The 26,028-nt window shown below is 62.3% G+C and carries 28 protein-coding genes; 9 read left to right on the forward strand and 19 right to left on the reverse strand.

What is annotated here, in order from left to right:
* Positions 1–68 precede the first annotated feature (68 nt).
* Positions 69–626: a suppressor of fused domain protein gene (locus BLS51_RS19355; RefSeq protein ID WP_090186714.1), complete on the forward strand. Its 558-nt coding sequence runs from the start codon at positions 69–71 to the stop codon at positions 624–626.
* 3 nt (positions 627–629) lie between these two features.
* Positions 630–1,184 carry a cob(I)yrinic acid a,c-diamide adenosyltransferase gene (locus tag BLS51_RS19360; protein WP_090186719.1) on the forward strand — a complete coding sequence of 185 codons (555 nt, stop codon included), beginning with the start codon at positions 630–632 and terminating at the stop codon, positions 1,182–1,184.
* On the opposite strand, the gene BLS51_RS30580 is transcribed toward BLS51_RS19360, so the two are convergent.
* Positions 1,181–1,513, reverse strand: coding sequence for a type 2 periplasmic-binding domain-containing protein (locus tag BLS51_RS30580; RefSeq protein ID WP_139168736.1), 333 nt, complete (start codon positions 1,511–1,513; stop codon positions 1,181–1,183). The genes BLS51_RS19360 and BLS51_RS30580 overlap by 4 nt on opposite strands.
* 22 nt (positions 1,514–1,535) lie before the next feature.
* On the opposite strand from BLS51_RS30580, the gene BLS51_RS29755 reads away from it, so the two are divergent.
* A complete protein-coding gene (locus tag BLS51_RS29755; protein WP_373994342.1) occupies positions 1,536–1,673 on the forward strand; it encodes a hypothetical protein in 138 nt (45 codons plus the stop codon).
* On the opposite strand, the gene dxs is transcribed toward BLS51_RS29755, so the two are convergent.
* From dxs to BLS51_RS19380, 3 genes are read right to left on the reverse strand one after another with little or no spacing between them, the layout of a single operon-like run.
* Positions 1,660–3,531, reverse strand: a complete 1,872-nt coding sequence (gene dxs, locus BLS51_RS19370; RefSeq protein WP_090186731.1) for a 1-deoxy-D-xylulose-5-phosphate synthase — start codon at positions 3,529–3,531, stop codon at positions 1,660–1,662. The two genes, BLS51_RS29755 and dxs, sit on opposite strands and share 14 nt — an antisense overlap.
* Positions 3,532–4,422 carry a polyprenyl synthetase family protein gene (locus BLS51_RS19375; protein WP_090186735.1) on the reverse strand — a complete coding sequence of 297 codons (891 nt, stop codon included), beginning with the start codon at positions 4,420–4,422 and terminating at the stop codon, positions 3,532–3,534.
* The gene (locus BLS51_RS19380) at positions 4,419–4,682 is read right to left on the reverse strand and encodes an exodeoxyribonuclease VII small subunit (protein ID WP_090186740.1); all 264 of its coding nucleotides are present in this window, start codon (positions 4,680–4,682) and stop codon (positions 4,419–4,421) included. Before BLS51_RS19380 ends, BLS51_RS19375 begins: the two co-directional genes overlap by 4 nt.
* A 314-nt stretch (positions 4,683–4,996) precedes the next feature.
* On the opposite strand from BLS51_RS19380, the gene BLS51_RS19385 reads away from it, so the two are divergent.
* The 3 genes from BLS51_RS19385 to BLS51_RS19395 are packed head-to-tail and all read left to right on the forward strand — an operon-like array spanning position 4,997 to position 7,893.
* Positions 4,997–6,094: an aromatic ring-hydroxylating oxygenase subunit alpha gene (locus tag BLS51_RS19385; RefSeq protein WP_090186744.1), complete on the forward strand. Its 1,098-nt coding sequence runs from the start codon at positions 4,997–4,999 to the stop codon at positions 6,092–6,094.
* A 12-nt stretch (positions 6,095–6,106) separates the two neighbouring features.
* On the forward strand, positions 6,107–7,030 hold the full coding sequence (locus tag BLS51_RS19390) for a DMT family transporter (protein ID WP_090186747.1): 924 nt from the start codon (positions 6,107–6,109) through the stop codon (positions 7,028–7,030).
* An 11-nt stretch (positions 7,031–7,041) separates the two neighbouring features.
* Positions 7,042–7,893, forward strand: coding sequence for a sulfurtransferase (locus BLS51_RS19395; RefSeq protein WP_090186750.1), 852 nt, complete (start codon positions 7,042–7,044; stop codon positions 7,891–7,893).
* On the opposite strand, the gene BLS51_RS19400 is transcribed toward BLS51_RS19395, so the two are convergent.
* The 5 genes from BLS51_RS19400 to polA form a co-directional block, all read right to left on the reverse strand.
* Positions 7,890–8,192: a type II toxin-antitoxin system RelE/ParE family toxin gene (locus BLS51_RS19400; protein ID WP_175472629.1), complete on the reverse strand. Its 303-nt coding sequence runs from the start codon at positions 8,190–8,192 to the stop codon at positions 7,890–7,892. The two genes, BLS51_RS19395 and BLS51_RS19400, sit on opposite strands and share 4 nt — an antisense overlap.
* Positions 8,164–8,445 carry a hypothetical protein gene (locus BLS51_RS19405; RefSeq protein WP_090187293.1) on the reverse strand — a complete coding sequence of 94 codons (282 nt, stop codon included), beginning with the start codon at positions 8,443–8,445 and terminating at the stop codon, positions 8,164–8,166. The genes BLS51_RS19400 and BLS51_RS19405 overlap by 29 nt, the downstream gene beginning before the upstream one ends.
* A 123-nt stretch (positions 8,446–8,568) precedes the next feature.
* Entirely contained in the window at positions 8,569–9,273 is a 705-nt protein-coding gene (locus BLS51_RS19410; RefSeq protein WP_373994343.1) for a ZIP family metal transporter, read from the reverse strand.
* 153 nt (positions 9,274–9,426) lie between these two features.
* The gene (locus BLS51_RS19415) at positions 9,427–10,311 is read right to left on the reverse strand and encodes a dienelactone hydrolase family protein (protein ID WP_090186763.1); all 885 of its coding nucleotides are present in this window, start codon (positions 10,309–10,311) and stop codon (positions 9,427–9,429) included.
* 37 nt (positions 10,312–10,348) lie between these two features.
* Positions 10,349–13,114: a DNA polymerase I gene (gene polA, locus BLS51_RS19420; protein ID WP_090186767.1), complete on the reverse strand. Its 2,766-nt coding sequence runs from the start codon at positions 13,112–13,114 to the stop codon at positions 10,349–10,351.
* A gap of 107 nt (positions 13,115–13,221) precedes the next feature.
* On the opposite strand from polA, the gene BLS51_RS19425 reads away from it, so the two are divergent.
* The 3 genes from BLS51_RS19425 to BLS51_RS19435 are packed head-to-tail and all read left to right on the forward strand — an operon-like array spanning position 13,222 to position 15,398.
* On the forward strand, positions 13,222–13,638 hold the full coding sequence (locus BLS51_RS19425; protein WP_090186769.1) for a hypothetical protein: 417 nt from the start codon (positions 13,222–13,224) through the stop codon (positions 13,636–13,638).
* Between the two features lie 30 nt (positions 13,639–13,668).
* On the forward strand, positions 13,669–14,625 hold the full coding sequence (locus BLS51_RS19430) for a homoserine kinase (protein ID WP_090186772.1): 957 nt from the start codon (positions 13,669–13,671) through the stop codon (positions 14,623–14,625).
* Positions 14,625–15,398, forward strand: coding sequence for a BPSS1780 family membrane protein (locus tag BLS51_RS19435; protein WP_090186775.1), 774 nt, complete (start codon positions 14,625–14,627; stop codon positions 15,396–15,398). The genes BLS51_RS19430 and BLS51_RS19435 overlap by 1 nt, the downstream gene beginning before the upstream one ends.
* Here the strand turns inward: BLS51_RS19435 and BLS51_RS19440 are convergent.
* From BLS51_RS19440 to thiS, 10 genes are all read right to left on the reverse strand, one after another.
* Positions 15,395–17,698 carry a UvrD-helicase domain-containing protein gene (locus tag BLS51_RS19440; protein WP_090186780.1) on the reverse strand — a complete coding sequence of 768 codons (2,304 nt, stop codon included), beginning with the start codon at positions 17,696–17,698 and terminating at the stop codon, positions 15,395–15,397. The genes BLS51_RS19435 and BLS51_RS19440 overlap by 4 nt on opposite strands.
* A 31-nt stretch (positions 17,699–17,729) precedes the next feature.
* Positions 17,730–19,949, reverse strand: coding sequence for a M56 family metallopeptidase (locus BLS51_RS30530; protein WP_139168737.1), 2,220 nt, complete (start codon positions 19,947–19,949; stop codon positions 17,730–17,732).
* 67 nt (positions 19,950–20,016) lie between these two features.
* On the reverse strand, positions 20,017–21,123 hold the full coding sequence (locus BLS51_RS19450) for an S-(hydroxymethyl)glutathione dehydrogenase/class III alcohol dehydrogenase (protein WP_090186786.1): 1,107 nt from the start codon (positions 21,121–21,123) through the stop codon (positions 20,017–20,019).
* 36 nt (positions 21,124–21,159) lie between these two features.
* Complete coding sequence (locus BLS51_RS19455) at positions 21,160–22,089, reverse strand: Gfo/Idh/MocA family protein (protein ID WP_090186791.1); 930 nt, start codon at positions 22,087–22,089, stop codon at positions 21,160–21,162.
* Positions 22,090–22,191: 102 nt separating this feature from the next.
* Entirely contained in the window at positions 22,192–22,644 is a 453-nt protein-coding gene (locus BLS51_RS19460; RefSeq protein WP_090186794.1) for a response regulator, read from the reverse strand.
* Positions 22,645–22,852: 208 nt separating this feature from the next.
* Entirely contained in the window at positions 22,853–23,485 is a 633-nt protein-coding gene (locus BLS51_RS19465) for an ANTAR domain-containing response regulator (protein ID WP_090186797.1), read from the reverse strand.
* A 71-nt stretch (positions 23,486–23,556) separates the two neighbouring features.
* Positions 23,557–24,174 carry a thiamine phosphate synthase gene (gene thiE, locus BLS51_RS19470; protein ID WP_090186801.1) on the reverse strand — a complete coding sequence of 206 codons (618 nt, stop codon included), beginning with the start codon at positions 24,172–24,174 and terminating at the stop codon, positions 23,557–23,559.
* Positions 24,175–24,189: 15 nt separating this feature from the next.
* Positions 24,190–24,999 (reverse strand): bifunctional hydroxymethylpyrimidine kinase/phosphomethylpyrimidine kinase, encoded by an 810-nt coding sequence (locus BLS51_RS19475; RefSeq protein WP_090186804.1) that lies wholly within the window; start codon positions 24,997–24,999, stop codon positions 24,190–24,192.
* Positions 25,000–25,028: 29 nt separating this feature from the next.
* Complete coding sequence (locus tag BLS51_RS19480; RefSeq protein WP_090186807.1) at positions 25,029–25,808, reverse strand: thiazole synthase; 780 nt, start codon at positions 25,806–25,808, stop codon at positions 25,029–25,031.
* A 13-nt stretch (positions 25,809–25,821) separates the two neighbouring features.
* Positions 25,822–26,025: a sulfur carrier protein ThiS gene (thiS, locus tag BLS51_RS19485; protein ID WP_090186811.1), complete on the reverse strand. Its 204-nt coding sequence runs from the start codon at positions 26,023–26,025 to the stop codon at positions 25,822–25,824.
* Positions 26,026–26,028 lie beyond the last annotated feature (3 nt).

Here is a 26,028-nt window from a genome sequence, read left to right on the forward strand (position 1 = left end):
AAGGCGAAATCCGCCCCTGATTTGTTGTATTCTTCTGAGCGCAGCTACATCAATCACTGGAACGGAATATGGAAAAAGAGTTTGAGAGGGAGTGGCTCCTGGCGCTGGAAAAGCGCTTTGGTGTCGAGGCGACGATTGCACAAGTGACGCTGGACGATCGTCCGCGTATGCTGATCTATTATTTCAAGGATTTTCCGGAAAATGGCATGCTGACCGCCGTTACCGCCGGCCTGTCCAACGCTAGCCATCCGGACTGGATACACGGCAAGCCGGAACTGAGCTTTGCGCTGCGCACCGAGGACAGCAAATGGGGCGCCTCCGCCGCTTTCCTGGCACAGGCCTTCTTCGATCAAAAGCCGTTCCGCTACGAGTCCTCGTTCGCGATCGACCGCCCGATGTCGGGCGACAGCGCGATGAACGCCTGCTTCGTCTACAGCCCGCCATTCCTGAACAGCGACCAGATCAAGTTCGAACTGTCCGACCGCACCATCTTCCTGGCTGGCCTTTTCCCAATGTATGAAGAAGAAATCGCTGTGTACGAATCCAAGGGCTTCCTGGAATTCTGCCGCACCCCAGGTTTCGATCCCTACAATCCACGCCGCGCAAACCTGGCAGTTCAAGGATAAGACATGGGCAACCGACTTTCGAAAATCGCCACCCGCACTGGCGATGGCGGCACTACCGGCCTCGGTGACGGCAGCCGCACCGACAAGGATAGCGTGCGCATCATCGCCATTGGCGAGGTGGATGAGCTGAATTCGCATCTGGGCCTGCTGTTGTGCGAAGGCATGCCGGCCGACCTGCGCGAGGAACTGGTCACCATCCAGCACGACCTGTTCGACCTGGGCGGAGAACTGTGCATCCCCGGCTACCAGATGATCAAGGAAGCGCACGTCGAGCGGCTGGACGAACTGCTGGCCAAGTACAACGCCACGCTGCCGCCGCTGACGGAATTCATCCTGCCAGCAGGCTCACGCGCGGCGGCGCAAGCACATGTCTGCCGCACGGTATGCCGCCGTGCGGAGCGCAGCATCGTCACGCTGGGCAAGGCGGAAACCATCCACGAACATCCACGCCAGTATGTGAACCGCCTGTCGGATCTGCTGTTTGTGTTGTCGCGCGTGCTGAACCGCCATGGCGGCGGCAGCGATGTGCTGTGGCAGCACGAACGCAAGCGCGGTTAGTAATCGAACAGCCGCGCCATCACAATATCCAGCGGCACAGCGGGCAGGCGGTTCACCAGCATCGCCTCGGAGAAGGTTTCGCGATGATGCCGGCCACCGTGCAGCGGTTGCGGCTGGCCGTGCCATTGCGGCAGCACGCGTGTCAGCGTTCCGTCGTCGAGCAGGTCCTGCACCAGCCATAGCGGGGCGGGCCAGGTCTTGCGGCTGCCGGAGTTTGCCGTGCGTGCGCAGCCAGGCTGGTGATGCGACCAACTGGCGTGGCGACGTGCCTGCCAGCCGTGCGATGGCGTCGGGCGGCGGCAAGTCAACCAGTGGATCAGGGAAAGCAAGGAGTTCGACGCGGTGGTCGATATGGATATGCTGCTGCGCGACCCGGAACAGTCGTCACGCATGCAGCCACGCTACGACAGCGGCGACCACCTGCATCCCGGCGACGCGGGATACGAGGCGATGGCCGCCGAAGCTGCGCGCGTTCTTAGCCGTTATTGACGACCAGGCGTGGCTCGTCGCTGAGGTAACGCTGTTTGATGGACGCCGTGATGCCAGCGGCATCCAGGCCAACGCCAGCCAGCAGCTTGGCCGGATCGCCATGGTCAATAAACTTGTCCGGCAAGCCAAGCATCAGCATAGGCTTGACGATGCCTTCCGCCGCCAGCGCTTCCGCCACGGCAGCACCGGCGCCACCCATGATGCAGCCCTCTTCCACCGTCACGAAGTAATCGTGATCGGCGGCCAGTTGCTTCACCAGCGCCACATCCAGCGGCTTGACGAAGCGCATATTGGCCACGGTCGCGTTCAGCGTTTCACCAGCGGCCAGCGAAGGCGCCACCATCGAGCCGAAGGCCAGGATGGCGATCTTCTGGCCCTGGCGCTTGATCTCGCCCTTGCCGATTTCAATCGTGGTCAGTTCCGGCTTGATCGCCGCGCCAATGCCGGCGCCGCGCGGATAGCGGACCGCCGCAGGGCCGTTGTAGTGGTAGCCAGTGGTCAGCATCTGGCGGCATTCGTTTTCGTCCGATGCAGCCATCACCACCATGTTCGGAATGCAGCGCAGGTAAGCCAGATCGTAATTGCCGGCGTGGGTAGCGCCATCAGCGCCCACCAGGCCCGCGCGGTCCAGCGCGAAGGTCACGTCCAGGTTTTGCAGCGCGACGTCGTGAATCAGCTGATCGTAGGCGCGCTGCAGGAAGGTCGAGTAAATCGCCACCACCGGCTTCAAGCCCTCGCAGGCCAGGCCTGCGCCAAACGTCACCGCGTGCTGCTCGGCGATGCCGACGTCGAAGTAACGGTCAGGATATTCCTGGTCGAAGCGTACCATGCCCGAACCTTCGCGCATGGCCGGCGTGATGCCGACCAGCTTCTTGTCCGCAGCCGCCATGTCGCACAGCCAGTCGCCGAATACTTCGGTATAGGTTTTCTTGGAAGGCGCGGCGGCTGGCTTGATGCCCTCGGCCGGATTGAATTTGCCGGTGCCGTGATACAGGATAGGCTCGGCCTCGGCCAGCTTGTAGCCCTGCCCCTTCTTGGTCACCACGTGCAGGAACTGCGGGCCTTTCAGGTTCTTGATGTTTTGCAGTGTCGGGATCAGCGAATCCAGGTCATGGCCATCGATCGGGCCGATGTAGTTGAAGCCGAATTCCTCGAACATCGTGGCCGGGACCACCATGCCCTTCGCGTGTTCTTCCAGCTTCTTCGCCAGTTCCAGCACAGGCCCCGGCAGCACCGACTTGCCGACGTTCTTGGCAGCCGCGTAGAACTGCCCCGACATCAGGCGCGCCAGGTAGCGATTCAGCGCGCCTACCGGCGGCGAGATCGACATATCGTTATCGTTGAGGATCACCAGCAGGTTCACATCATCCTGCACGCCGGCGTTGTTCAGCGCCTCGAACGCCATGCCGGCGGTCATCGAGCCGTCGCCGATAACGGCGATGGCGTGACGGTGCTCGCCCTTGATCTTGGCCGCCTGCGCCATGCCCAGCGCCGCCGAGATCGAGGTCGACGAGTGCGCGGTGCCAAAGGTGTCGTATTCCGATTCGTCGCGTTTCGGGAAGCCCGAGATGCCGCCCAGCTGACGCAGTGTATGCATGCGGTCGCGGCGACCGGTCAGAATCTTGTGCGAGTAAGTCTGATGGCCCACGTCCCAGACGATGCGGTCGTGCGGCGTGTTGAACACGTAGTGCAGCGCCAGCGTCAGTTCCACCGTGCCCAGATTGGACGACAGGTGACCGCCGGTCTTGGACACGGAATCGAGCAGATAGGAGCGCAGTTCATGCGCCAGCGGCGTCAGTTGGCTGTACGACAGCTTGCGTACATCGGCCGGGGAATGTATTTTTTCGAGCAAGTTCATTTATGCCTTCCGCTGCACGATCAGGTCCGCGAGTTCGCGTAATCGCAGAGCTTTATCTCCAAACGGCGCAAGCGCTGCGTGCGCTTCGAGCCGCAATTTTTCCGCCAGTGCGCGCGACGGTTCCAGACCCAGGATGGATACATAGGTCGGCTTGTTATCGGCAGCGTCCTTGCCGGCGGTTTTGCCCAGCGTGGCCGAATCGGCCGTCGCGTCGAGCACATCGTCCACCACCTGGAATGCCAGGCCGATGGCGCGCGCATACACATTCAGCGCGCGCAATTCTTCGTCGCTCAGTTCCTTGCCGGCCAGCGCGCCCAGCACCACGGACGCGCGCAGCAGCGCGCCGGTCTTCAGCTGGTGCATCTGTTCCAGCTGGGCCAAGGTCAGGCTGATGCCGACGCTATCCAGGTCGATCGCCTGGCCGCCACACATGCCGGCCGAGCCGGACGCGGTGGCCAGCAAACGCACCATCGCCAGCACGCGGGCCGGCGGCACATCGGAAGCTGCCGACAGCACCACGAAGGCCTGCGATTGCAGCGCGTCGCCGACCAGCAGTGCGGTCGCTTCATCATAGGCGACGTGCACAGTCGGTTTGCCGCGACGCAGTGCGTCGTCGTCCATGCACGGCATGTCGTCGTGCACCAGCGAATAGGCATGGATCATTTCAACAGCGGCGGCGGCGCGGCTCAGCGTGGCCGCATCGGCGCCGAACAGTGCACCGGCCGCGTACACCAGCAGCGGACGCACGCGCTTGCCACCGCCCAGCAGCGCATAGCGCATGGCTTGGTGCAGCTTGGTCGGGATCACATCGGCAGCAGGCAGGAAAGCGGATAAATCGTTTTCAGATCCGGCCTGCACGGTTTTCATCCAGTCGTCGAACGCGGCGTTCATTGTTCGCCCTCGCCGGTGGCAACGAAGGGCTTGAGCATCTCGCCTTCCAGCACCTTGACCTGGGATTCGACTTTTTCCAGCTGGGCGGCGCAGAACTTCACCAGCTCCGAACCACGCGCATAGGCGGCCACCGACGCTTCCAGCGGCAGTTGGCCTGCTTCCATTTGCGCGACCAGTTGTGCCAGTTCCGCCATCGCTTCTTCAAACGAAGCGGGAGCGAGGGCGGCGGCGGTCGCGTCGGCAGTTAATTTCTTTGACATAATCACTTGGTTATCTTTGGCACAACAATGCCTGCGCAGTGTAGCCCGGTATTTTAGAGCAAACCACCTTATCCCGTGGAACATTAGCGGCCAAGTCTGGATTTTAGCGCAATCGCCCCCATTTGCCGTACAAGCATGCAGGAATTGCAAGTTTTTGCACAAAAAACGGGCAAGCCGGGCTGTCTGTAGAGCGTAAAACACGGTATAATCGCCGGTTCTGTCCTAAATACCACCTCAACGCATTCAAGTTATGCGGGTCGTCTTTACGGATTCTGTCTCTTCTTGGTTTGAATTTTTAATTAAGGGGGGTTTGGATGTCCGATCTGGGTACCCACGCCAAGCTAGCGCGCCCAACCGCGCAACTTCCGGTTAACGTCTATTTTGACGAAACGCTACTGCAGCGTGAAATGCAGCAACTTTTTAAAGCCGGTCCGCGCTACGTCGGGCACGAGCTGATGGTGCCGAATGTCGGCGATTATGCGACCCTCGCCTCCGAGAACGAAGGCCGCATGCTGGTACGTAACGCGCAGGGCGTGGAGCTGGTCTCCAACGTCTGCCGTCACCGCCAGGCGCTGATGCTCAACGGCCGTGGCAATACGAACAACATCGTCTGCCCATTGCACCGCTGGACTTATGACCTGAAAGGTGAACTGATCGGCGCGCCGCACTTCCCTGAAACGCCATGTCTTAATCTGCCGAAGGTCGCGCTGCAAAACTGGAACGGCCTGCTGTTCGAGCAGAACGGCTACAACGTCATGGAAACGCTGAAGGAGCTGTCGGTCACCAGAGACCTGGATTTCAGCGGCTATATGCTGGACCACGTGGAAGTGCACCACTGCGACTACAACTGGAAGACCTTCATCGAGGTCTACCTGGAGGATTACCACGTCGAGCCGTTCCACCCTGGCCTGGGCAACTTCGTCAGCTGTGACGACCTGCGCTGGGAATTCGGCAAGGAATACAGCGTGCAGACGGTGGGCGTGCACAAGGGCCTGCAAAAGTCCGGCTCGGAAATCTACCAGCGCTGGCAAGAGCAGGTGCTGAAGTTCCGTGGCGGCGAGCCGCCGCCATACGGCGCCATCTGGCTGACGCTGTATCCGAACATCATGGTCGAGTGGTATCCGCACGTGCTGATCGTGTCGACGCTGTGGCCGGAAGGTCCGCAGCGCACCAAGAACGTGGTGGAGTTCTACTATCCGGAAGAAATCGTGCTGTTCGAGCGCGAGTTCATCGAGGCCGAACGCGCCGCTTACATGGAAACCTGTATCGAGGATGACGAAATCGGCCAGCGCATGGACGCCGGCCGCAAGGCGCTGCTCGACCGTGGCGAGAACGACGGCGGGCCGTATCAATCACCGATGGAAGATGGCATGCAGCACTTCCACGAGTGGTACCGAAGCAAAAATTTATAAGGTGTAAGGTCGATGCAGTCACTCTGGATGTTGTTTGCGAGTTTCATGTTTGCGGTGATGGGCGTGTGCGTCAAGCTGGCTTCCGCAGAGTTCTCAACATCCGAATTGGTCATGTACCGGGGCGTGGTCGGCATCATCGTCCTGGCCAGCATGATCAAGCTGCAAGGCGGCTCCTTCCGCACCACGATGCCGGGCGCCCACCTGTGGCGCGGCGTCATCGGCGTGATCTCGCTGTGGCTGTGGTATTACTCGATCGGCGAGTTGCCGCTGGCCACGGCGATGACCCTCAACTACCTTTCCCCGATCTGGATCGCCGTCTGGCTGTTTGCCATGGGCTGGTGGCATGCCAAGGGCGATGTCAAATGGCCGCTGATGGTGGCGGTGGCAGCCAGCTTTGTCGGCGTCACGCTGCTGCTGCGCCCTGCTTTCCATGCCAACCAGCTGACGCCGGCGCTGATCGCACTGGGTTCGTCGATGCTGACCGCCATGGCCTATATGCAGGTGCGCAAGCTCGGCCTGGCCGGTGAACCGGAAAACCGCGTGGTGTTCTATTTCACCGTCATGAACCTGGTGGCCGGCGTGGCCGGCGTGTTCCTGACGGGTGGCGCCAACGGGCCGGAATGGCATCCGGTCACCTCGTGGCGCAGCGGTTTGCTGTTGCTGGCCATCGGCGTATGCGCCACCAGCGCGCAGGTCGCCATGACGCGCGCCTATCGCCTCGGCAATACGCTGGTGGTGGCCAACCTGCAGTACACCGGTATCGTGTTTTCCAGTATCTGGGGCGTGCTGGTGTTCGGCGACGTGTTCGACTGGCATAGCTGGGCCGGTATCGGCATCATTCTGCTGTCCGGCATCGCCGCGACGTTCTACAATACCCGCAGCACCGATAAAGGCAAGGCCATTTCGAAAACCGATCCCATCGCCAGCGAAGTCTAAGGAAACCGTCCATGCACACTACCCTGATCGACGCAGCAACCCTGTCCCGCCATCTGGAAGACCCGCAGTGGGTCATCCTGGATTGCCGCCATGATTTGATGAATCCGAATGCGGGCTTCGACAGCTTTGCCATCGGCCATATCGCCGGCGCGCAGTTTGCCAATGTGGATACGGATTTGTCCGGCGCGAAGATCGGGGCGGACGGCAAGTTTCTTGGCCGTCACCCGCTGCCGGGACGCACGGCCTTGATCGAAACGCTGCGCGGTTTCGGCATCAATGACGACACGCAGGTAGTGGCTTACGATGCGCAGGGCGGCATGTTCGCGGCGCGCGTGTGGTGGCTGTTGCGCTGGGTCGGGCATCCGGCGGTGGCGGTGCTGGATGGCGGGCTGGTGGCCTGGCAGGCGGGCGGTTTGCCGATGGTGACGCATGCCGAACGCCGCACGCCGGGGGCGATCAGCGAGCGTTCATCGCTGGTGTCGACGGTAAGTGCCGATGAGGTGCTGGCCAACGTGGCGACGCAAGCACGCACCGTGGTCGATGCCCGCGCGGCAGATCGCTATCGCGGCGAGAACGAAACCATTGATCCGGTTGGCGGCCATATTCCCGGTGCAAAGAACCGCTTCTTCAAGGACAACTTGGCCGCCGACGGCCGCTTCAAGGACGCCGAGCAATTGAAGGCCGCATTCGCGCCGCTGTTCAGTGATCCAGCGAGCGCCATCATGCAATGCGGTTCCGGCGTCACCGCCTGCCACAACCTGCTGGCCCTGGAAATCGCCGGCCTGCCCGGCGCCGCGCTCTACCCTGGCTCCTGGAGCGAATGGGTAAGCGACCCAAGCCGCCCAGTGGCAACCGGCGCCTAAAATTTCTGCCGCTGGCGAACCCAGCGGATCACCAGGATTTCATTGGATTGCACGAGATAGTCTATCGTGTGTCCAGTCTTTGGAATCGCGAATCGACGAGCATGACGTTTGTTGATACGCGTGCCAATGTCAGGTTGAATCGAAATCAAGTCCAGCGCTGTGTGCAGGCGTTTCAAGATCAGTCGACCAGTAATAACATCTTGCGCGTCAATATGTGCCATCGTCTCATCAAGCGAACTTTGTGCTCGCGGGGACCAATGCACATCCAGCTTAGCCAGCCTTGCGCCTATTTTCGACATGGGCTTCCAGGATTTGCAGCGCCTGCTCCATGACTTGTTCGTGCGGAATAGTTCGGCCGGCTTTGATATCCTCGATTCCATCCAGCTCCGCCTGGATGCTATCCTCCACATCGTCAAAGCCGTATTGCCAGACCTCCGGCCAGAGGTCTTCTGGCGCCATATCGACAAGCGCTGCCAAACGTTCCAGGCGGGAACGATCTTCGATAGAAAGCGCTGCCAGAGCAGTGGCTTGTTTTTGCAGGCGGGAGTTCATTGCACCATCATACTCCTGATGATACAGGTGGTTGATGCGTCGCAAACGCCGCTCAGCGCTAGGGGCGGAGGTGGGCCTTCGCGGCCTGCGCCTCACCTGCCAGCCAGAGCCGGTCCTGCTGAGCTAGTGGCGGGCGCCGACCAGGAATACGACGATGGCCACGCCGGCGGCAATCAGCAGCACTTGGGGAATCGATTCGCGCAGGGTGGCGCGACGCTGCATCTGCGGCATCAGGTCGCTGACGGCGATGTAGATGAAGCCGGACGAGGCAAACACCAGCACGTACGGAATCAGGCTGCTGGCGCGGTCCAGCGTGTAATAGCCCAGCAAGCCGCCAGCAATCGCCAGCAGGCTGCACAGCAGATTGTAGACATATGCCCGCGTGCGCGAGAAACCGGCATTCAGCAGCACGATGAAGTCGCCGATCTCCTGCGGAATCTCGTGCGCGATGATGGCCAGGCCGGTAATCAGGCCCAGCTGCGGATCGGCCAGGAAGGCGGCGGCGATCAGGATGCCGTCGGTAAAATTGTGCATGCCATCGCCAACCAGGATCATCCAGCCGGCCTTGCCCGCTTCGCTCTTGTCATGCCCGTGATGGTGATGGTGGCCGTCATGCTCGTGATGATGCGAATGGCGCAGGATCGCCAGCTTTTCCAGCAGGAAGAACGCCAGCAGGCCAACCAGCAAGGTGGCGAACAGGCTGCGCGGACTGGCCTGCGACTCGAACGCTTCCGGCAGCGCGTGCAGCAGCGAGGTCGACAGCATCAGGCCGACCGACAGGCTGACCATGCGCTCCACCACCTTGGATAGCAAGGTAAACGAGAACACGGCCGCCGCAGTGATGCTCACTACGCCAGCCAGTGTGGTCGCCAGGATGATGGATACGAGTACGGGATCGATGTTATAGCCTCTGATACATGGGCCGGCACGCAGGCCGGGGCGCTATTTTACTCCCCGGCATGCATTTTTGCTGAAAACTGCTTAAATCACCCCATTTTGCTTGAACCAGGCCAGTGCGCGGCCCCAGCCATCCTTGGCGTCGGCCTCGTTGTAGCTCGGTCGGTAGTCGGCATGGAAAGCGTGGCCGGAGTTCGGATAAATGACGAAAGTGGACTTGTTCGGCCCCTTGGCCAGCTCAGCTTTCATGACGTCGACGGTTTCCAGCGGAATGCCGGTGTCCTTGGCACCGTACAGGCCCAGCACCGGCACGCTCAGAGTGCGAGCAACATCGATCGGGTGCCTGGGAAAGTTGGCATTCAAGTCCCCCTTGAGGCGGCCATACCAGGCCACGCCGGCCTTGATCGATGGATTATGCGCGGCATACAGCCAGGTGATGCGGCCGCCCCAGCAGAAGCCGGTGATGGCGATCTTGTCGCCATTGCCGCCGTTGGCCTTGGCCCAGGCGACCACCGCGTCCAGGTCGGTGAAGACTTGTGCGTCCGGCGTGTTGGCGATGATGCCTTTTTGCAGTTCGGCGATCGACGTGACCTTGGTCGGGTCGCCCTGGCGGACGAACAGGTCCGGCGCCAGCGCCAGGTAGCCTTGCTTGGCGAAGCGGCGGGCGACGTCGGCGATGTGCTCGTGGACGCCGAAGATTTCGGAGATCACCAGGATGACTGGCAGATTGGTCTTGCCCTCCGGCTGAGCGCGGTAGACGGGGACGTTCTGGCCGTTGACGGTGATGCTGATGGTGCCGGCAGTGAGGCCGTCGGTATCGGTCCTGATGACGTTTTGCGCCATCACCGGCAGCGTGGCGGCGGCGAAGCCGGTGCCCAGCGCGGTCTTGAGGAAGCCGCGGCGATCGACGCCGTCCGACAAAGGTGTTTTAGCCAGCAAACTTTCCGCATCACGCGTCAAATCGTCCATCGACATTCTCCTTGGTTAACCCCGGAAGGGCCAGGGTTTAGTGTGCTTGATCCCAGTTCGCGCCAACGCCCACTTCGGCAATCAGCGGCACTTTCAGTTTCGCCACGCCGGCCATCAGCTCCGGCAGTTTCTGCTTGATCAGTTCCAGCTCGGCATCCGGCACCTCCAGCACCAGTTCATCGTGCACCTGCATGATCATGCGCGTGCCCAGCTTCTCGGCTTCCAGCCAGTTCTGCACCGCGATCATGGCCAGCTTGATCAGGTCGGCCGCCGTGCCCTGCATCGGCGCGTTGATTGCCGCGCGCTCGGCGCCCTGGCGGCGCGGGCCGTTCGGCGAATTGATCTCCGGCAGCCACAGGCGACGGCCAAACACCGTCTCGACATAGCCGCGCGCCTTGGCTTGCAGGCGCGTGTCCTCCATATACTGCCTGACGCCCGAGAAGCGTGCGAAATAGCGCTCGATATAGCTTTGCGCCGCGCCGCGCTCGATACCCAGGTTGCTTGCCAGGCCGAACGCGCTCATGCCGTAGATCAGGCCGAAGTTGATCACCTTGGCATAGCGGCGCTGCTCGCTCTCCACCGCTTCCGGATCGACGCCGAAGATTTCGGCGGCGGTGGCGCGGTGAATATCCACGCCCTCGGCAAACGCGCGCAGCATGTTGGCGTCTTCCGAAATATGCGCCATGATGCGCAGCTCGATCTGCGAATAGTCGGCCGACACGATGTGCGAGCCGGCCGGCGCCACGAAGGCTTCGCGGATGCGGCGGCCTTCCTTGGTGCGGATCGGAATATTCTGCAGGTTGGGATCATTCGACGCCAGGCGGCCAGTCACCGCCACCGCCTGCGCATAATTGGTATGCACGCGGCCGGTTTGCGGATTGATGCCCTTCGGCAGCTTGTCAGTGTAGGTCGACTTCAGCTTGGACAGGCTGCGGTATTCCAGCAGCACCTTCGGCAGCGGATAATCCTCGGCCAGCTTCTGCAGCACTTCCTCGTCGGTCGACGGCGCGCCGCTAGGGGTTTTCTTCACCACCGGCAGTTTCAGCTTCTCGAAGAAGATTTCGCCGATCTGCTTGGGCGAGCCGAGGTTGAACGGCTGTTCGGCCAGCTCATGCGCCCTGGCTTCCAGTTCGATGATGCGCGCGCCCAGCTCGGACGATTGCTGCGCCAGCAGCGCGGCATCGATCTGCACGCCGTTGCGTTCGATCTTCTGCAGCACCACGGCGGTCGGCAGCTCGATATTGCGGTAGATGAAGTTCAACTGTTCATCCTTCTCCACCTCACCGATCATGTTTTCATGCAGGCGCAGCGTGATATCGGCGTCTTCCGCCGCGTACTCGGTGGCGCGGCTGATGTCCACCTTGTCGAAGGTAATCATGCTGGCGCCCTTGCCGCACACATCGACGAACGGAATCGTCGTGTGGTTCAGGTGGCGCAGCGCCAGGCTGTCCATGTCGTGCGAGCGGTGCGATTCAAATACATACGATTCCAGCAGCGTATCGTGATGGATGCCTTGCAGCGACACGCCATGATTGGCGAAGATGTGGCTGTCGTATTTCAGGTTCTGGCCGACCTTCAGCTTGCTGGCGTCTTCCAGCCATGGTTTCAGCCTGGCCAGCACGTGATCGCGCTCCAGCTGCTGCGGCACGCCCTGGTAGCTGTGCGCCACCGGGATGTAGCACGCCTCGCCCACCTTGACCGACAACGAAATGCCGACCAGCTGCGCCAGCATCGGCTCCAGTGAGGTGGTTTCGGTATCGACAGCGGTCAACCCGGCGGCGTTGATGCGCGCGATCCACTTGTCCAGCTGCTCTTCGGTGGTGACCGTTTCATAGGTGGCGATGACCGGCTCGGCGAACAGGTCGCCATTGGCGGAGGCGGCGCCGCCCACCGGCGCATCGAGCGCGACCTTGACGATGGACGCCGGCCCGTTGCCGGCCGCCGCCGCACCCAGCTCGCGCAGCAAGGTCTTGAAGCCGTATTTGCCAAAGAAATCCAGCAGGGCCGGCTTGTCTTCCTCGCGCGCGATCAGCGATTCGCTGATCGACACCATGTGGCCGCTCAGGTCGCAGTCCAGCTTGACGGTAATCAGCTCGCGCCCCTTCGGCAGCCACGCCAGCGCGTCGCGCAGGTTCTGGCCGACGGCGCCGCTGATCTTGTCGGCGTTGGCGATGACGCCGTCCAGCGAGTCATACGCGCTGAGCCATTTCAGCGCGGTTTTCGGGCCGCACTTGCTGACGCCTGGCACGTTGTCGACGGTGTCGCCGATCAGGGTCAGGTAATCGATGATGCGGTTCGGCGGCACGCCGAACTTGGCCAGCACGCCGGCCTCGTCCATTTTCTCGTTGGTCATGGTGTTGATCAACATGACTTTGTCGTTGACCAGCTGCGCCAGATCCTTGTCGCCGGTGGACACCACCACGTTCATGCCCGCCTTGGCGGCCGCAGCCGACAGCGTGCCGATCACATCGTCCGCCTCCACGCCTTCCACCATCAGGATAGGCCAGCCCATGGCTTTCACCGCTTGGTGGATGGGCTCGATCTGCAGGCGCAGGTCGTCCGGCATCGATGCGCGGGTAGCCTTGTACTCCGGATACATTTCATCACGGAAAGTTTTTCCCTTGGCGTCGAATACGCAGGCGATGTAGGCGGCCGGGAAATCCGCGCGCAGGCGGCGCAGCATGTTGACCATGCCGTGCATGGCGCCGGTCGGATGGCCGTCGGCGCTGCGCAGGTCGGGCAACGCGTGGAAAGCGCGGTAAAGATAGCTGGAACCGTCGACTAACAGCAGGGTATTTTGCATAGGTACGTATGAGGATGCTTAGGCGTGAATGCAACATTATCGCAGGTGTTACAATGGATCATACACAAAAAATTCTGCGGCTTTTTCTCTGCTAAAGGCAATTAATCATGAAGCGCATCTCTCCTCTCTGGCCTGCCCTGCTCCTGACCCTGAGCGCCCACACGGCGTTTGCCCAGTCGACGCCGGGCCAGGCCCCGCCCAAACTGGAAAAAATCGAGGAAGTTGCAGACGATGGGGTCACGATCACGTCCAAACAGCAGCAAAAGAGCGAAACCCAGATCTCCGAACGCCGTGACAACAGCGGCAATCCGGTCGAAACCACCGTCAAAAGCGGCCCTAGCACCTACACCTTGAGCCACAAACAGCCGACCGGCACCGCCCTGCCCGGCGACCGCACCGCCGGCCCGCTGCGGGGCGCCCAGTGGACGGTGATGGAATTCGACCTCGGCCAGAAGAAAAAGAAAGCTGCGGAAGAGGAAGCGTCGGACAACGTTCCGCCACCACCGCCGCCACCTGCCCGTTAAATACCACCTACAAACCCACTACATTCGCACATGGCAGTCTTTACCCCGGTATCGCTGGAAGATGTCTCCCAGTGGATTACCCAATTTCCGCTCGGCAAAGCGCTTGAGCTCAAAGGCATCAGTTCCGGCATCGAGAACAGCAACTTCTTCCTGACGACCGAGCGCGGCGAGTACGTGCTCACCATCTTCGAGAACCTGTCGTTTGAGCAACTGCCGTTCTACCTCAACCTGATGCGCCATCTGGCCGACCGTGGCGTGCTGGTGCCGGCGCCGATCGCCAACGACAAGGGCGAACTGGTCACCGCACTGCATGGCAAACCGGCCGCCATCGTGACCAAGCTGGAAGGCAGTTCGCAGATGGCGCCGCAGCCGGTGCATTGCGCTGCTGTCGGCACGATGCTGGCAACAATGCACCAGGCCGGCCTCGACTACACGCTGCAGCAACCGAATCTGCGCGGCCTGGAGTGGTGGCATGAAACCACGCCGCTGGTGCTGCCTTACATACCAGAAGACAAGGCGCACCTGCTGAAGGCCGAAGTGCACTACCAGGAAACCTTCGCCGCCTGCCAGACCTACAAGCAGCTGCAAGTTGGCCCGATACACGCCGACCTGTTCCGCAACAACGTGATGTTTGACGGCGAGCGCCTGACCGGCTTCTTCGACTTCTACTTTGCCGGCTGTGATACCTGGCTGTTCGACGTCGCCGTCACCGTCAACGACTGGTGCATCGACCTCGACACCGGCGTGCTGGACGAAGCCCGCGTGCGCGCCCTGCTGGACGCCTACCACGCCGTGCGCCCGTTCACCGAAGCCGAACAGCACGCCTGGCAGGCGATGTTGCGCGCTGGCGCGCTGCGCTTCTGGCTGTCACGCCTGTACGACTACTACCGTCCGCGCGAGGCGGAAATGCTGACGCCGCACGATCCGGGACACTTCGAGCGCATCCTGCGTGAACGCATCGCCAAACCGGCGCCAGGACTGTTCTGATGGAAAAACTTCCCGCACGCGCAGGCTGGCACTGGGTCAAGCAGGGCCTGGACGTATTCCGCAAGCAACCGGGCGCGCTGATGGCACTGTTCTTCAGCTGCATGTTCCTGGCCATGTTGTCGCTATTCATTCCGCTGATCGGCGGCATGGCGCCCATCGTCCTGGCGCCGCTGTTCAGCGTGGCACTGCTGCAAGGCTGCGTCGATGTCGATCAGGGCAAGCGGGCATTTCCGCACCTGGTGTTCATCGGCTTCCGCAAGCCGGCGCGCAAGCCGCTGCTGTTGCTGGGCGGCTTGTACCTGCTGGTGATGATGCTGTCGATCGCCATCCTGTCGATGCTGGATGACGGCATGCTGATCAAGATGGCCACGCGGCAGATCCCGATGGACCAGGAGCTGATCGAGAATTCGCGCAGCGCGCTGTTCATCTCGTCGGCGGTGTACATGATAGGCTGGATGCTGAGCTGCCTGGCGGCGCCGCTGATCTACTGGCAGAAAATGGCCATCGGCAAGGCGCTGTTCTACAGCGTGGTGACGGTGACGCGCGACATCAAGGCCTTCCTGCTGACGGCCGTGGTGCTGTTCCTGATGTTCCAGGTACTGACGGCGATCCCGGTCATCCTGTTCAGCTCGGCACAAATCGAGGTGACGGCAATCTTCACCATCTTCCTGATGATGATCGTGCTGATGCACTGCACGCTGTACGCCAGCTACCGCCAGATCTTCGGTGCGCCGCCGGCCACGCCGGCGGCGGTGGATCTGAACAAGCCTTAAATTTTCTCCAGCTTGGCGATACTCAGGTCCAGCACCTTCATGCCGGCAGCGCCGAAGTTGATCTGGGCGCGGGCGTTGTTACCGCTGCCCTCGATATTCACAATCACGCCCTCGCCAAACTTGGCGTGGGCCACCGATTGACCGAGGCGCCAGCCGGAACCGGCGGCAGCGGCCTTGCTGGCGTTCATCTTCAGCGCCAGCGCGTTATCCGAGCCCACCATCGGCGCCTCGTCCCAGGCCGACTTCTTGGCGCCGAACCAGCTCGGCTGCACTTTCGGCGTCAGCCACTTCAGCGCATCTTCCGGCAGTTCTTCAAAGAAGCGCGACTTCATGTTGTAGCGGGTCTGGCCGTGCAGCATGCGCGTCTGCGCGAAGCTCAGGTACAGGCGCTGGCGCGCGCGGGTGATCGCCACATACATCAGGCGGCGTTCTTCTTCCACACCATCGTGCTCGCGCGAGCTGCTTTCGTGCGGGAACAAGCCCTCTTCCAGGCCGGTGATGAAGACATTGTTGAACTCCAGGCCCTTGGCCGAGTGCACCGTCATCATCTGCACCGCTTGCTGGCCGACCGTCGCCTGGTTGTCTCCAGCTTCCAGCGAGGCGTGCGACAGGAAGGCCGACAGCGGTGACATCACGGTCGCCAGCGGCGCATCGGCGTCGAGGATCTCGAAGCCGTCTTCGTTGACCACGGCGGCGCCGGCCGAGGCTTGCGCCTGCGGGCCGAGGTGCGCCGGCGCGCCATGGCCGTAGCCCTCTTCCGACACGAACTGGGTGGCGGCGCTGACCATCTGCTCCAAGTTTTCGATGCGGTCGGCGCCTTCTTTTTCGGTGGCATAGTGCGTCAGCAACGTCGACTGCTCCAGCACCACGCGCACCAGTTCCGGCAGGGCCATCTGTTGCGTCTCGAAACGCACGCCTTCGATCAGCTTGACGAAGCCGGACAGCGAGGTGCCGCCCTTGCCGGTCATATACGGCACCGCTGCATACAGCGACACGCGATACTGTTCGGCGGCGGCTTGCAAGGTCTCCAGCGTACGGGCGCCAATCCCGCGCGTCGGGAAATTCACCACGCGCAGGAAGGCCGAATCGTTGTGCGGATTGTCCATCAGTTGCAGATAGGCGATCGCGTGCTTGACCTCGGCGCGCTGGAAGTAGCGCAAGCCGCCGTACACGTGGTACGGAATGCCGGCCGAGAACAGCGCATGCTCGATCACGCGCGATTGCGCGTTCGAACGGTACAGCACGGCGATTTCGCTGCGCGAGGCGCCGTCGTGGATCAGGTTCTTGGTTTCCTCGATAATCCACGCGGCTTCGGACAGGTCCGAGTTGGCCTCGTAGACGCGCACCTGCTCGCCATGGCCGGCATCGGTGCGCAGGTTCTTGCCCAGGCGCTTGCTGTTGTTGGCGATCAGCACGTTGGCGGCGTCCAGGATGTGGCCGTGCGAGCGGTAGTTCTGCTCCAGCTTGATCAGGTTCTTGACGTGAAATTCGCGCTCGAACGCGCTCATATTGCCGACGTTGGCGCCACGGAAGGCGTAGATCGACTGGTCATCGTCGCCCACCGCGAACAGCGCGCTGTGATTCTGCGTGCCGTGGCCGGAGAGCAGCTTCAGCCATTTGTATTGCAGGTCATTGGTATCCTGGAACTCGTCGACCAGGATGTGCTGGAAGCGTTGCTGGTAATGCTCGCGCAGCGGCTGGTTGCGGCTCAGCAGCTCGTAGGTGCGCAGCAGCAGCTCAGCGAAATCCACCACGCCTTCGCGCTGGCACTGGTCGTCGTACAGCTGGTACAGCTCGACCTTCTTGCGTTCATCCGCATTGTACGGATCGATCTTGTCGGCGCGCAGGCCGGAATCTTTCGCGTTGTTGATGAAGTACATGATGTCTTTGGGCGGAAACTTCTCGTCATCGACGTTTTGCGCCTTCAGCAGGCGCTTGATGGCCGACAGCTGGTCCTGCGTATCGAGAATCTGGAAGGTCTGCGGCAGTGCGGCGTCGCGGTGATGGGTGCGCAGCAGGCGGTTGCACAGGCCGTGGAAAGTGCCGATCCACATGCCACGCGTATTAATCGGCAACATGGCGGACAGCCGTGTCAGCATTTCCTTGGCGGCCTTGTTGGTGAAGGTCACCGCCAGGATGCCCGAAGGCGACACCTGGCCGGTCTGGATCAGCCAGGCGATGCGGGTGGTCAGGACACGGGTTTTGCCGGAGCCCGCGCCCGCCAGGATCAGGGCGCTCTGCGCGGGCAGCGTCACGGCAGCGAGCTGCTCGTCGTTGAGATTGTGGAGAAGATTTTGCATCCCGTGATTATACCGGGATGCCCGGCTTGCCTCAGGTTGACGGCGTAACAGGAATGGCCTTGCCGTTCTGCTGTGCTTCGCGGATCACCTCGCGCAGCGTGCGCTCGGCCACGCGGGTGGCCTCCGCCTGCTGGCGGCCCAGTTCGCCCATGCGCTGGCCCAGTTCCGCCATCGGCTTGTGCAGCGCGTCCATCTTGCGGCCCAGTTCGCGCGTGGGTTGCTCTGTGGCAGCCATCTTGCTGGCCAGCGCCGACAGGTCGCGCTGGTAGAGCGCCATCTGCTTGTTCAGCGGCGCCATTTCGGCACGCAGCTGCTCCTGGCGCTCGCGGAAGCTGCGCAGGTTTTCCTTGCTGGGATTGGCTTCGACCTCGCGTCCGGCCTGCTCCATGCGGCGGCCGACCGCCTCCTGCTGACGGGCGACGCGCTCGATCAGGCGCTGCTGCGCTTCCAGTTCCCGCTGCGGGCCGCGTTCGGTGGCGCCGACCAGGCTGTCCATTTCGCGTGCGGCGGCGTCGATTTCCTTGCTGTGCACGTCCATCTTGCGGCCCTGCTCGTCCATTAGCGCGCCGATGCGGTTGGGTTCCGCCCATGCCTGGTTGGCCTTGGCCACCAGCGTGGGTTCGTGGATGATGTAGGCCTTGCTGCCGTCGCGGAACCAGATGAAGTCGGTGCTGTAGTTGCGGCGCATCTTGTCGACAGCCACCAAGTCGCCACGGCTGGCCGAGACGATCATGCGGTCCTGCTTGTGCGGCACCAGCGCATACGACAGGCCGGTGGCGCGGTCGTTGTAATTGAGGCGCTCAAACTTCATGGAGATCGGGGCAGCCGCGACTGGTGCGACTTGTGGCGCTGGCAGGACGGGAACCACCGGCGCGACGACCGCGACGTTAGCTGGCTGCAGCATGGTGACCGGGCGCGGTGCGGGCAACTGCTGTGGCAGCGCAGCCATTGCCGGTGCGGCCAAGGGAGCCGCAGGGGCAGCAGGTGCTGCAAGTGCTACAGGTGCTGCGGGTGCTACCGGTGCTGCGGGTGCTGCGGGTGCTGCGTGTTCTGCGTGTTCTGCGTGTTCTGCGGGGGCGGCCGGGGCTGGCTTGGCGACGAGTTCTGCGACAGAGGCGGCGTCCGCTGGATTGGCCGGGGCGGCTGGATCAGCTGGCGTGACGGGAGCGGCGGCCTCAACCATCATTGGCGAGGCTGGTGGTGCGGGCGGGGCTGGTGGTTGCGGCGTGGCGTGCGCGTAGAACACTGCGCCGGCGGCGAACAGGCCGGCCAGTGGCACAGCCAATCTCCAGCTGACTGGTTCTACATCCGGGCGCAGCAGGCGTTTAATACGAGACATGAGATTTCCTCCGTGAGCCGCATGGGCTAGTTGTGTTGTATCGAACTGGAACTGATCCAGTTGCGACAGGGCTTGCGCCAGCTTTTGCGGCTGGCCGAGCATACCCACGGCCAGGTCGTCGGCGATTTGTTCCCGCTCGATCCGTATCCTGCGCGATATAGCCCAAACACTAGGGTGATAGAACAGCACGATCTCGATCGCGCTTTGTAGGAGGTTGACCAGATAGTCATGTCGTTTGATATGTGCCAGCTCGTGCGCCAGCAGCGCTTCCAGCAGGTCGGCCGGCATGCCGGTGACCAGCGCCGCCGGCACCAGCACGATCGGCTTCCAGCAGCCGGCGGTAATCGGGCTGTCGAGCTTGTCGACCACGCCCAGCCGCACATGCTGTTCCAGGCCGAAGCGGCGCGCCAGCTCGGACAAGCGGCGCTGCCAGTAAGGATTGGTGGTGTATTCGTCCGGCCGCGTGCGGTCCGCAACCCATTTCAGGCCGATCGCCAGGCGCAAGGACATCAGCGCCGCGCCCGCCAGCCACAGGCCGACGATCCACGGCAGTTGGCGGCGCATGGTCGCTTGCACGGCATCCAGTGTGCTGTCGCTGACCAGCGTTGGCAGCGATAGCACGGCAGCGGGGACGCCGCCATCACTGCCAGCAACCACCACAGCCATCGCTGCCTCCTCGCCCGCATCAGCATCGGCCAGTTGAACGACAATGCTCGACAACGGCAGTGCGATGCACAGCAGCATGCCGGCGCATGCGACAGCGTAGCGTGTCTGCGGACGCGCCTTGCGCAGCAGTTGCATGGCCAGCGCCACGCCCCAGCCGATCAGCAGGCCTTGCCAGACGAAATGCAACAGCGCCCAGCCAGTCGCGGGCACAAGTGCTTGCAGCAAGGGAGTCAGATGTGGGCTCATGGATGTAGAATAAGTTATCTAGATTGCGAAGTCTAGAACTTTTTTTCTACATCCGTGAGGTGTGCGTTTAGTACAGCACGACAGAGCGGATCGACTCGCCGCTCTTCATCAGGTCGAAGCCCTGGTTGATATCTTCCAGCTTCAGGCGGTGGGTAATCAGGTCGTCGATATTGAGTTTGCCTTCCATGTACCAGTCAACAATCTTCGGCACATCGGTACGGCCACGGGCGCCGCCAAAGGCCGAGCCTTTCCACTCGCGGCCAGTCACCAGCTGGAACGGGCGGGTGGAGATTTCCTGGCCAGCCGCCGCCACGCCGATGATGATCGACTTGCCCCAGCCTTTGTGGCAGCACTCCAGCGCCTGGCGCATCAGCGTGGTGTTGCCGACGCACTCGAAGCTGTAATCGGCGCCGCCGTCGGTCAGCTGGATAATGTGGTCCACCACGTTTTCCACTTCATTCGGATTGATGAAATGCGTCATGCCGAACTTGCGCGCCATTTCCTGACGGGCCGGATTGATATCCACACCGATGATCTTGTCGGCGCCCACCATCTTGGCCGCCTGAATCACGTTCAGACCGATGCCGCCCAGGCCGAACACCACCACATTCGCGCCCGCTTCGACCTTGGCGGTGAACAGCACCGCGCCCACGCCGGTGGTGACGCCACAACCGATGTAGCAAACTTTATCGAACGGCGCATCTTCGCGGATCTTGGCCAGTGCGATTTCCGGCACCACGATGTAATTGGAGAAGGTCGACGTGCCCATGTAGTGATAGATAGGCTTGCCGTCAATGGAGAAGCGGCTGGTCGCATCCGGCATCAGGCCCTTGCCCTGCGTGGAACGGATCGACTGGCACAGATTGGTTTTCTGCGACAGGCAGAATTTGCACTGGCGGCACTCCGGCGTGTACAGCGGAATGACGTGGTCGTCCTTCTTCAGCGATTTGACGCCGGGGCCGACATCCACCACGATGCCTGCGCCTTCATGGCCCAGGATCGCCGGGAAGATCCCTTCCGGATCGGCGCCGGACAAGGTGTAGTAATCGGTATGGCAGATGCCGGTGGCCTTGATTTCCACCAGCACTTCGCCTTCGCGCGGGCCGCCCAGCTCGACTTCTTCAATGGTCAGGGGCTTGCCCGCTTGCCAGGCAACGGCTGCTTTGGTTTTCATGATATTCCTTTCGCGTTGGAACATCATGATAACAAATCAGTCGTGGAAAGCGTCCACCACTTTACGCTGGCCCAGCATGAAGGCGTCGGCCACGTGACGCAGCGGCGCCACATCGACATCCGACTTGCCGGCGCGGATGATCTCGGCGAAGCGCTGGTACAGCGATGGGTACTCGGCTTCCTTCTCCAGCTGCTGTTCGGCGCCGTTGATCCACAGGCGCGCGCCGCCGTCGGCCAGCTTGACTTCGCCCTTGGCGGTGGTGACGACGATATCCCAGCTTTGCTTGCCGGTCTGGCGCCAGTCGAATTCGGCATGCACCTTGATACCATCAGCATCCTGGAAGTGCAGGTCGGCGCCGATCGGTGCGTCGCGGTTTTCCGGGAATTCCAGCGCGGCCCTGGTCAGGAATACCGCCGCTGGCAGGATTTCGGTGACGATCGACAGCGCGTTGATGCCCGGATCGAACACGCCCAGGCCGCCCGCCTGCCAGATCCAGTCCTGGTTCGGGTGCCACTGGCGCACGTCTTCTTTCCAGATCACGTGCATTGCGGTGGGCTTTTCGACCGCCAGATACGCCTTGGCCGGCTGCACGCCAGGTGCATAGCGCGAATGCCAGCTGGCGAACAGGCTGACGCCCTGCTCTGCTGCAAAGGCTTCCAGGTCAGCCACTTCCGACAGCGTGGCGCCCGGCGGTTTTTCCAGGAATACGTGCTTGCCGGCGGCTAGCGCCTTGCGCGCGGCGGCATAGCGGTATTGCGGCGGCATGCACAGCGAGACGGCTTCAATGTCCGGACGCGCTTCCAGCATCGCTTCGATGGTCGGGAAGCTCGGCACCTTGTCGATGGTGTTGTTGCGGCTGGCGGTCGCGACCAGCGCGTAATCGCCATTGGCGGTAATGGCTGGCAAGTGCTGGTCGTAAACGATCTTGCCCACGCCGACGATGGCGAGTTTGATAGGTGACGTCATCTGTGTGTGTCCTGTTTGAGTTGATCCGGCAGACTATCACTTCCGCCAGTCACGCAACAAGATCAGAGCAGCGTCACCTTGTATTTATTATCAATAACGCGATTATTGGGGTTCAACCGGCATCGCAGGGCCGACGCCCAGCAGGTCGGACACCGTGCGCCACAGCTGGCGCGGCGAGGTCCATGGTTTCGGCAGGAAGGCGCTGCCGGCGTTGTGCTGTTCCGGATGGCGTGCCGAATACATCAGCACACGGGCTTCCGCCTGCAACACGCGCACTTCCGGCAGCAGGTCGGTACCGTCGCCATCCGGCAGGTCCGGATCCAGCACCACCAGCGCGAATTTTTCAGTGCGCAGCAATTCCTGCGCGGCAGCCAGCGTCGGCACGTGGGTCACTTGCGTTTCCGGCACCAGCAAGGCGGCCAGCACCAGTGCCGAGTCGTGGTCGCTGTCGATGTGCAGCACACGCGGCGCGGTGGCAAAGATGGAAAAACCGATGGCGCCACCGGTTGCTACGGTGAACGGGCGATAGGTGCTGCTGGGCAGATCGTTGGTCATGGCTGTCTCCGCTTGGAAAGCTCACTGCAAGCTCGGCGGAGTTGGGCCGAAGGAATCGGGGGGTGGCGCAGGGTACAGGCGCTCATTGAGACGACAGGCGCAGATTGGGGCCCTGTCGCTGCTGAGGCAGGCAGATAAGATTTATCCGCCGCTCAGACAGTAGTGTATAACAAAAATGCCTTAAGACAAGAAAAATTGCCTTGGACGTTTACTTTTTCAGACGATGGTTGAATGCAGCATGCAAGCTGTTGAGCGTCTCTTCAGCCGCCAGCAACTGGTCCGCCACCTCGTTGACCTTGCGGCGGTTGGAGCGGGCGTGATCGCGCAGCACCTCGAACGCGGTGTTGCGGTCGGTCTGGAATTTGCACATCAACAGGCCCACGGCCAGGCTGGTTTCGCGGCCGGCGGCCAGTGCGGCATTCAGGTTCAGCTCGGTGCGGCGCAGTTGACGGATTTCGTCGGCGCGCGCCAGGCCGGCGGCAAACGCCGGCATCAGCTGTTTCTCATCGACCGGCTTGACCAGGAAGCCCACCGCGCCGTACGAGGCGGCCTGCTTGCCGGCGTCGGCATCGCCACGGCCGGACAGGAACATGAACGGCACCGAGCTGGTGGCGTGCAGTTGCTTGGCCAGTTCCAGGCCATTCATGCCGGGCATGTGGATGTCGAGCAGGGCCAGGTCGGGTTCGCGCTGGGCAATCAGTTGCAGGGCTTGCTCTGCCGAGGATGCCTTGGCGACGTCGTAGCCGGCATGGCCGAGCACTTCGCCGAGGAAGTCGAGCAGCAGGGGATCGTCATCGACGATGAGAATCAGGCGCTTCGGGCTGATAGAGGATAAAGGCATAGGGTCGGCAACCTTGGGCTAATACTAACGGCCCCATTATAAAGCCGAAAACCGTCCACACTTCAAGCGTTTTATTGCTGCTTGAAAAGCGTATTGAACTCGACGACCGCCCGCGCCACACTTTCAGCTTGATAGATGCTGCTGATCGCGGCCACCATATTGGCGCCGCGCGCGACCAGCGGCGCGGCGTTTTGCGGCGTCATGCCGCCGATGACGACCGTGGGCACACGGATGACTGCGCTAGCCTGGCCGAGGATGGCGGGAGGCGTGGTGACAGCGTATTTTTTTACGCGCGAAGGATAGAAGCCGCCGAAGGCGACGTAGCTGGCGCCGGCCTGCTGCGCTTGTATCGCGCGCGGCAGGTCGCCGTAGCAGGAAGCGCCGATGAGTTTGCCGGCACCGAGTTGCGCGCGGACGGCGGCGACTTCAGCGTCGGTGCCGCCGAGATGCACGCCATCGGCGTCCAGCTGTGCGCACAGGTCGACATGGTCGTTGATGATGAACGGCACCTTGTAGCGGCGGCACAAGGCCTGCAAAGCGGCGGCCTGCTCCGCGCGCATTGCCGGGCTGGCGTCCTTGTGGCGGTATTGCAGCAATGCGATGTGGCCGGCTTGCATGGCTTGCTCGCTGAGGTGCAGCAGGCGGTCGGTGTCGTCCCAGTTGGGCGTGACGAGGTAGAGTCCTTGCATGGTGTGTTCCTTGGTTTAACGTAAGGGGATGCGCTGGCCTGATGCGATGGCGTAGGCGTCGCGCAGCGCGTGGTAGACGTAGTGTTGGGCGTGCTCCAGCGCCACTGCGGTCGGCATGCCAAGTGCGAGCTGGCCGGCGATGGCTGCTGCCAGCGTGCAGCCGCTGCCGTGAAAGGCGCCATCCAGACGGGGCCAGCGCCATGCACGTGGCGCGTCCGGGCCATGCCAGCGGTTGACTACCTCGTCGCCCTCGCCATGGCCACCGGTGATGAGAACGTGGCGGCAGCCGCGTGCGCGCAGGATGGCTGCTTGCTCGTCGGCTCGGGTGGCGCCGGTGAGTGCCTGTGCTTCGGGGCCGTTAGGCGTGAGCACGGTGGTCAGCGGCAGCAACGGCGCCAACGCCAGCATGGCATCGTCGCGCGACAGCAAGTCGCCATGGCCGCTGGCCAGCACAGGATCAAGCACCACCGGCAGGTCGTGCAGCACCGTCTGCCGGCGTTCGCGGAGCCAGGTGATGAACCCGGCGATTGCTTGTGCGTTGGCGGCGCTGCCGGTGATGCCGATCTTGATCGCGGCGATCGCGATCTTATCGGCCAGGGCGCGGGCCTGGCGCAGCACCAGTTCCGCGTCCACCGGCTGCACGCCATACACGCGGTCATTGTCCTGCACTGTCAGCGCCGTGCAGACAGTCAGCGCATGCGCGCCCTGCCCGGCAATCGCCTGCAGATCCGCCGTCAAGCCGGCGCCGCCGGACGGATCGAGCCCGGCAAACACCAGCACGCACGGCCGCTCCTCGGCGGCGACGGCAACGCCGGCCGCCGCCATCCCGCGCGATGACGATGCGCCGGGCGACATCACGCCAGCCGGCCGGCCATCGGCGACGATGGCGAGGCAGCGAACTTGCGCGGAATACGCCCCGCCAGATAAGCCTCGCGGCCTGCCTGCACGCCCAGCTTCATGGCTCGCGCCATGCGCACCGGGTCCTGCGCGCCAGCGATGGCAGTGTTCATCAACACGCCATCGCAGCCCAGCTCCATCGCAATCGCCGCATCCGACGCCGTGCCCACACCCGCATCCACCAGCACCGGCACCTGCGATTGCTCGATAATCAGCGACAGGTTCCACGGATTCAGGATGCCCATGCCGGAGCCGATCAGCGACGCCAGCGGCATCACCGCCACGCAGCCGATATCTTCCAGCATGCGCGCCTGGATCGGATCATCGCTGCAATACACCATCACATCGAAACCATCCTTCACCAGCTCGCGTGCGGCGACCAGGGTCTCAGGCATGTTGGGGAACAAGGTCTTCTCATCGCCCAGCACCTCCAGCTTCACCAGCTTATGCCCGTTCAGCAGTTCGCGCGCCATCTGCAAGGTGTAGACCGCATCCTTCGCCGTGTAGCAGCCAGCGGTATTCGGCAGGATGGTGTACTGGGACGGCGGCAGCACATCCAGCAACGATGGCGCCTTCGGATCCTGGCCGATATTCACGCGGCGGATCGCCACCGTAATAATCTCCGCCTCGGCGGCATCGGTCGCCTCGCGGGTCTGCTGCAAATCCTTGTACTTGCCGCTACCAACCAGCAAACGCGATTGATACGTTTTGCCTGCAATTTTCAATACATCATTCATCTCACATCTCCAATCAGCCGCCACCGATGGCGCGCACAATATCCACTTTATCCTGCGCCTGCAGGACGCGTTCCGGCCACTGCTGGCGCGGTACCACGGCGCGGTTGACCGCCAGCGCCAGCGCCTGGCCGCCCAGTTCCAGCGCATCCACCAGCTGGTGCAAGGTCTGCTGCGCCGGCACGCGGTGCGGCGCGCCATTCAATTCGATCTCAATCATGAT

This window comes from Duganella sp. OV510 (genome assembly GCF_900100205.1).
GTDB lineage: Bacteria > Pseudomonadota > Gammaproteobacteria > Burkholderiales > Burkholderiaceae_D > Rugamonas.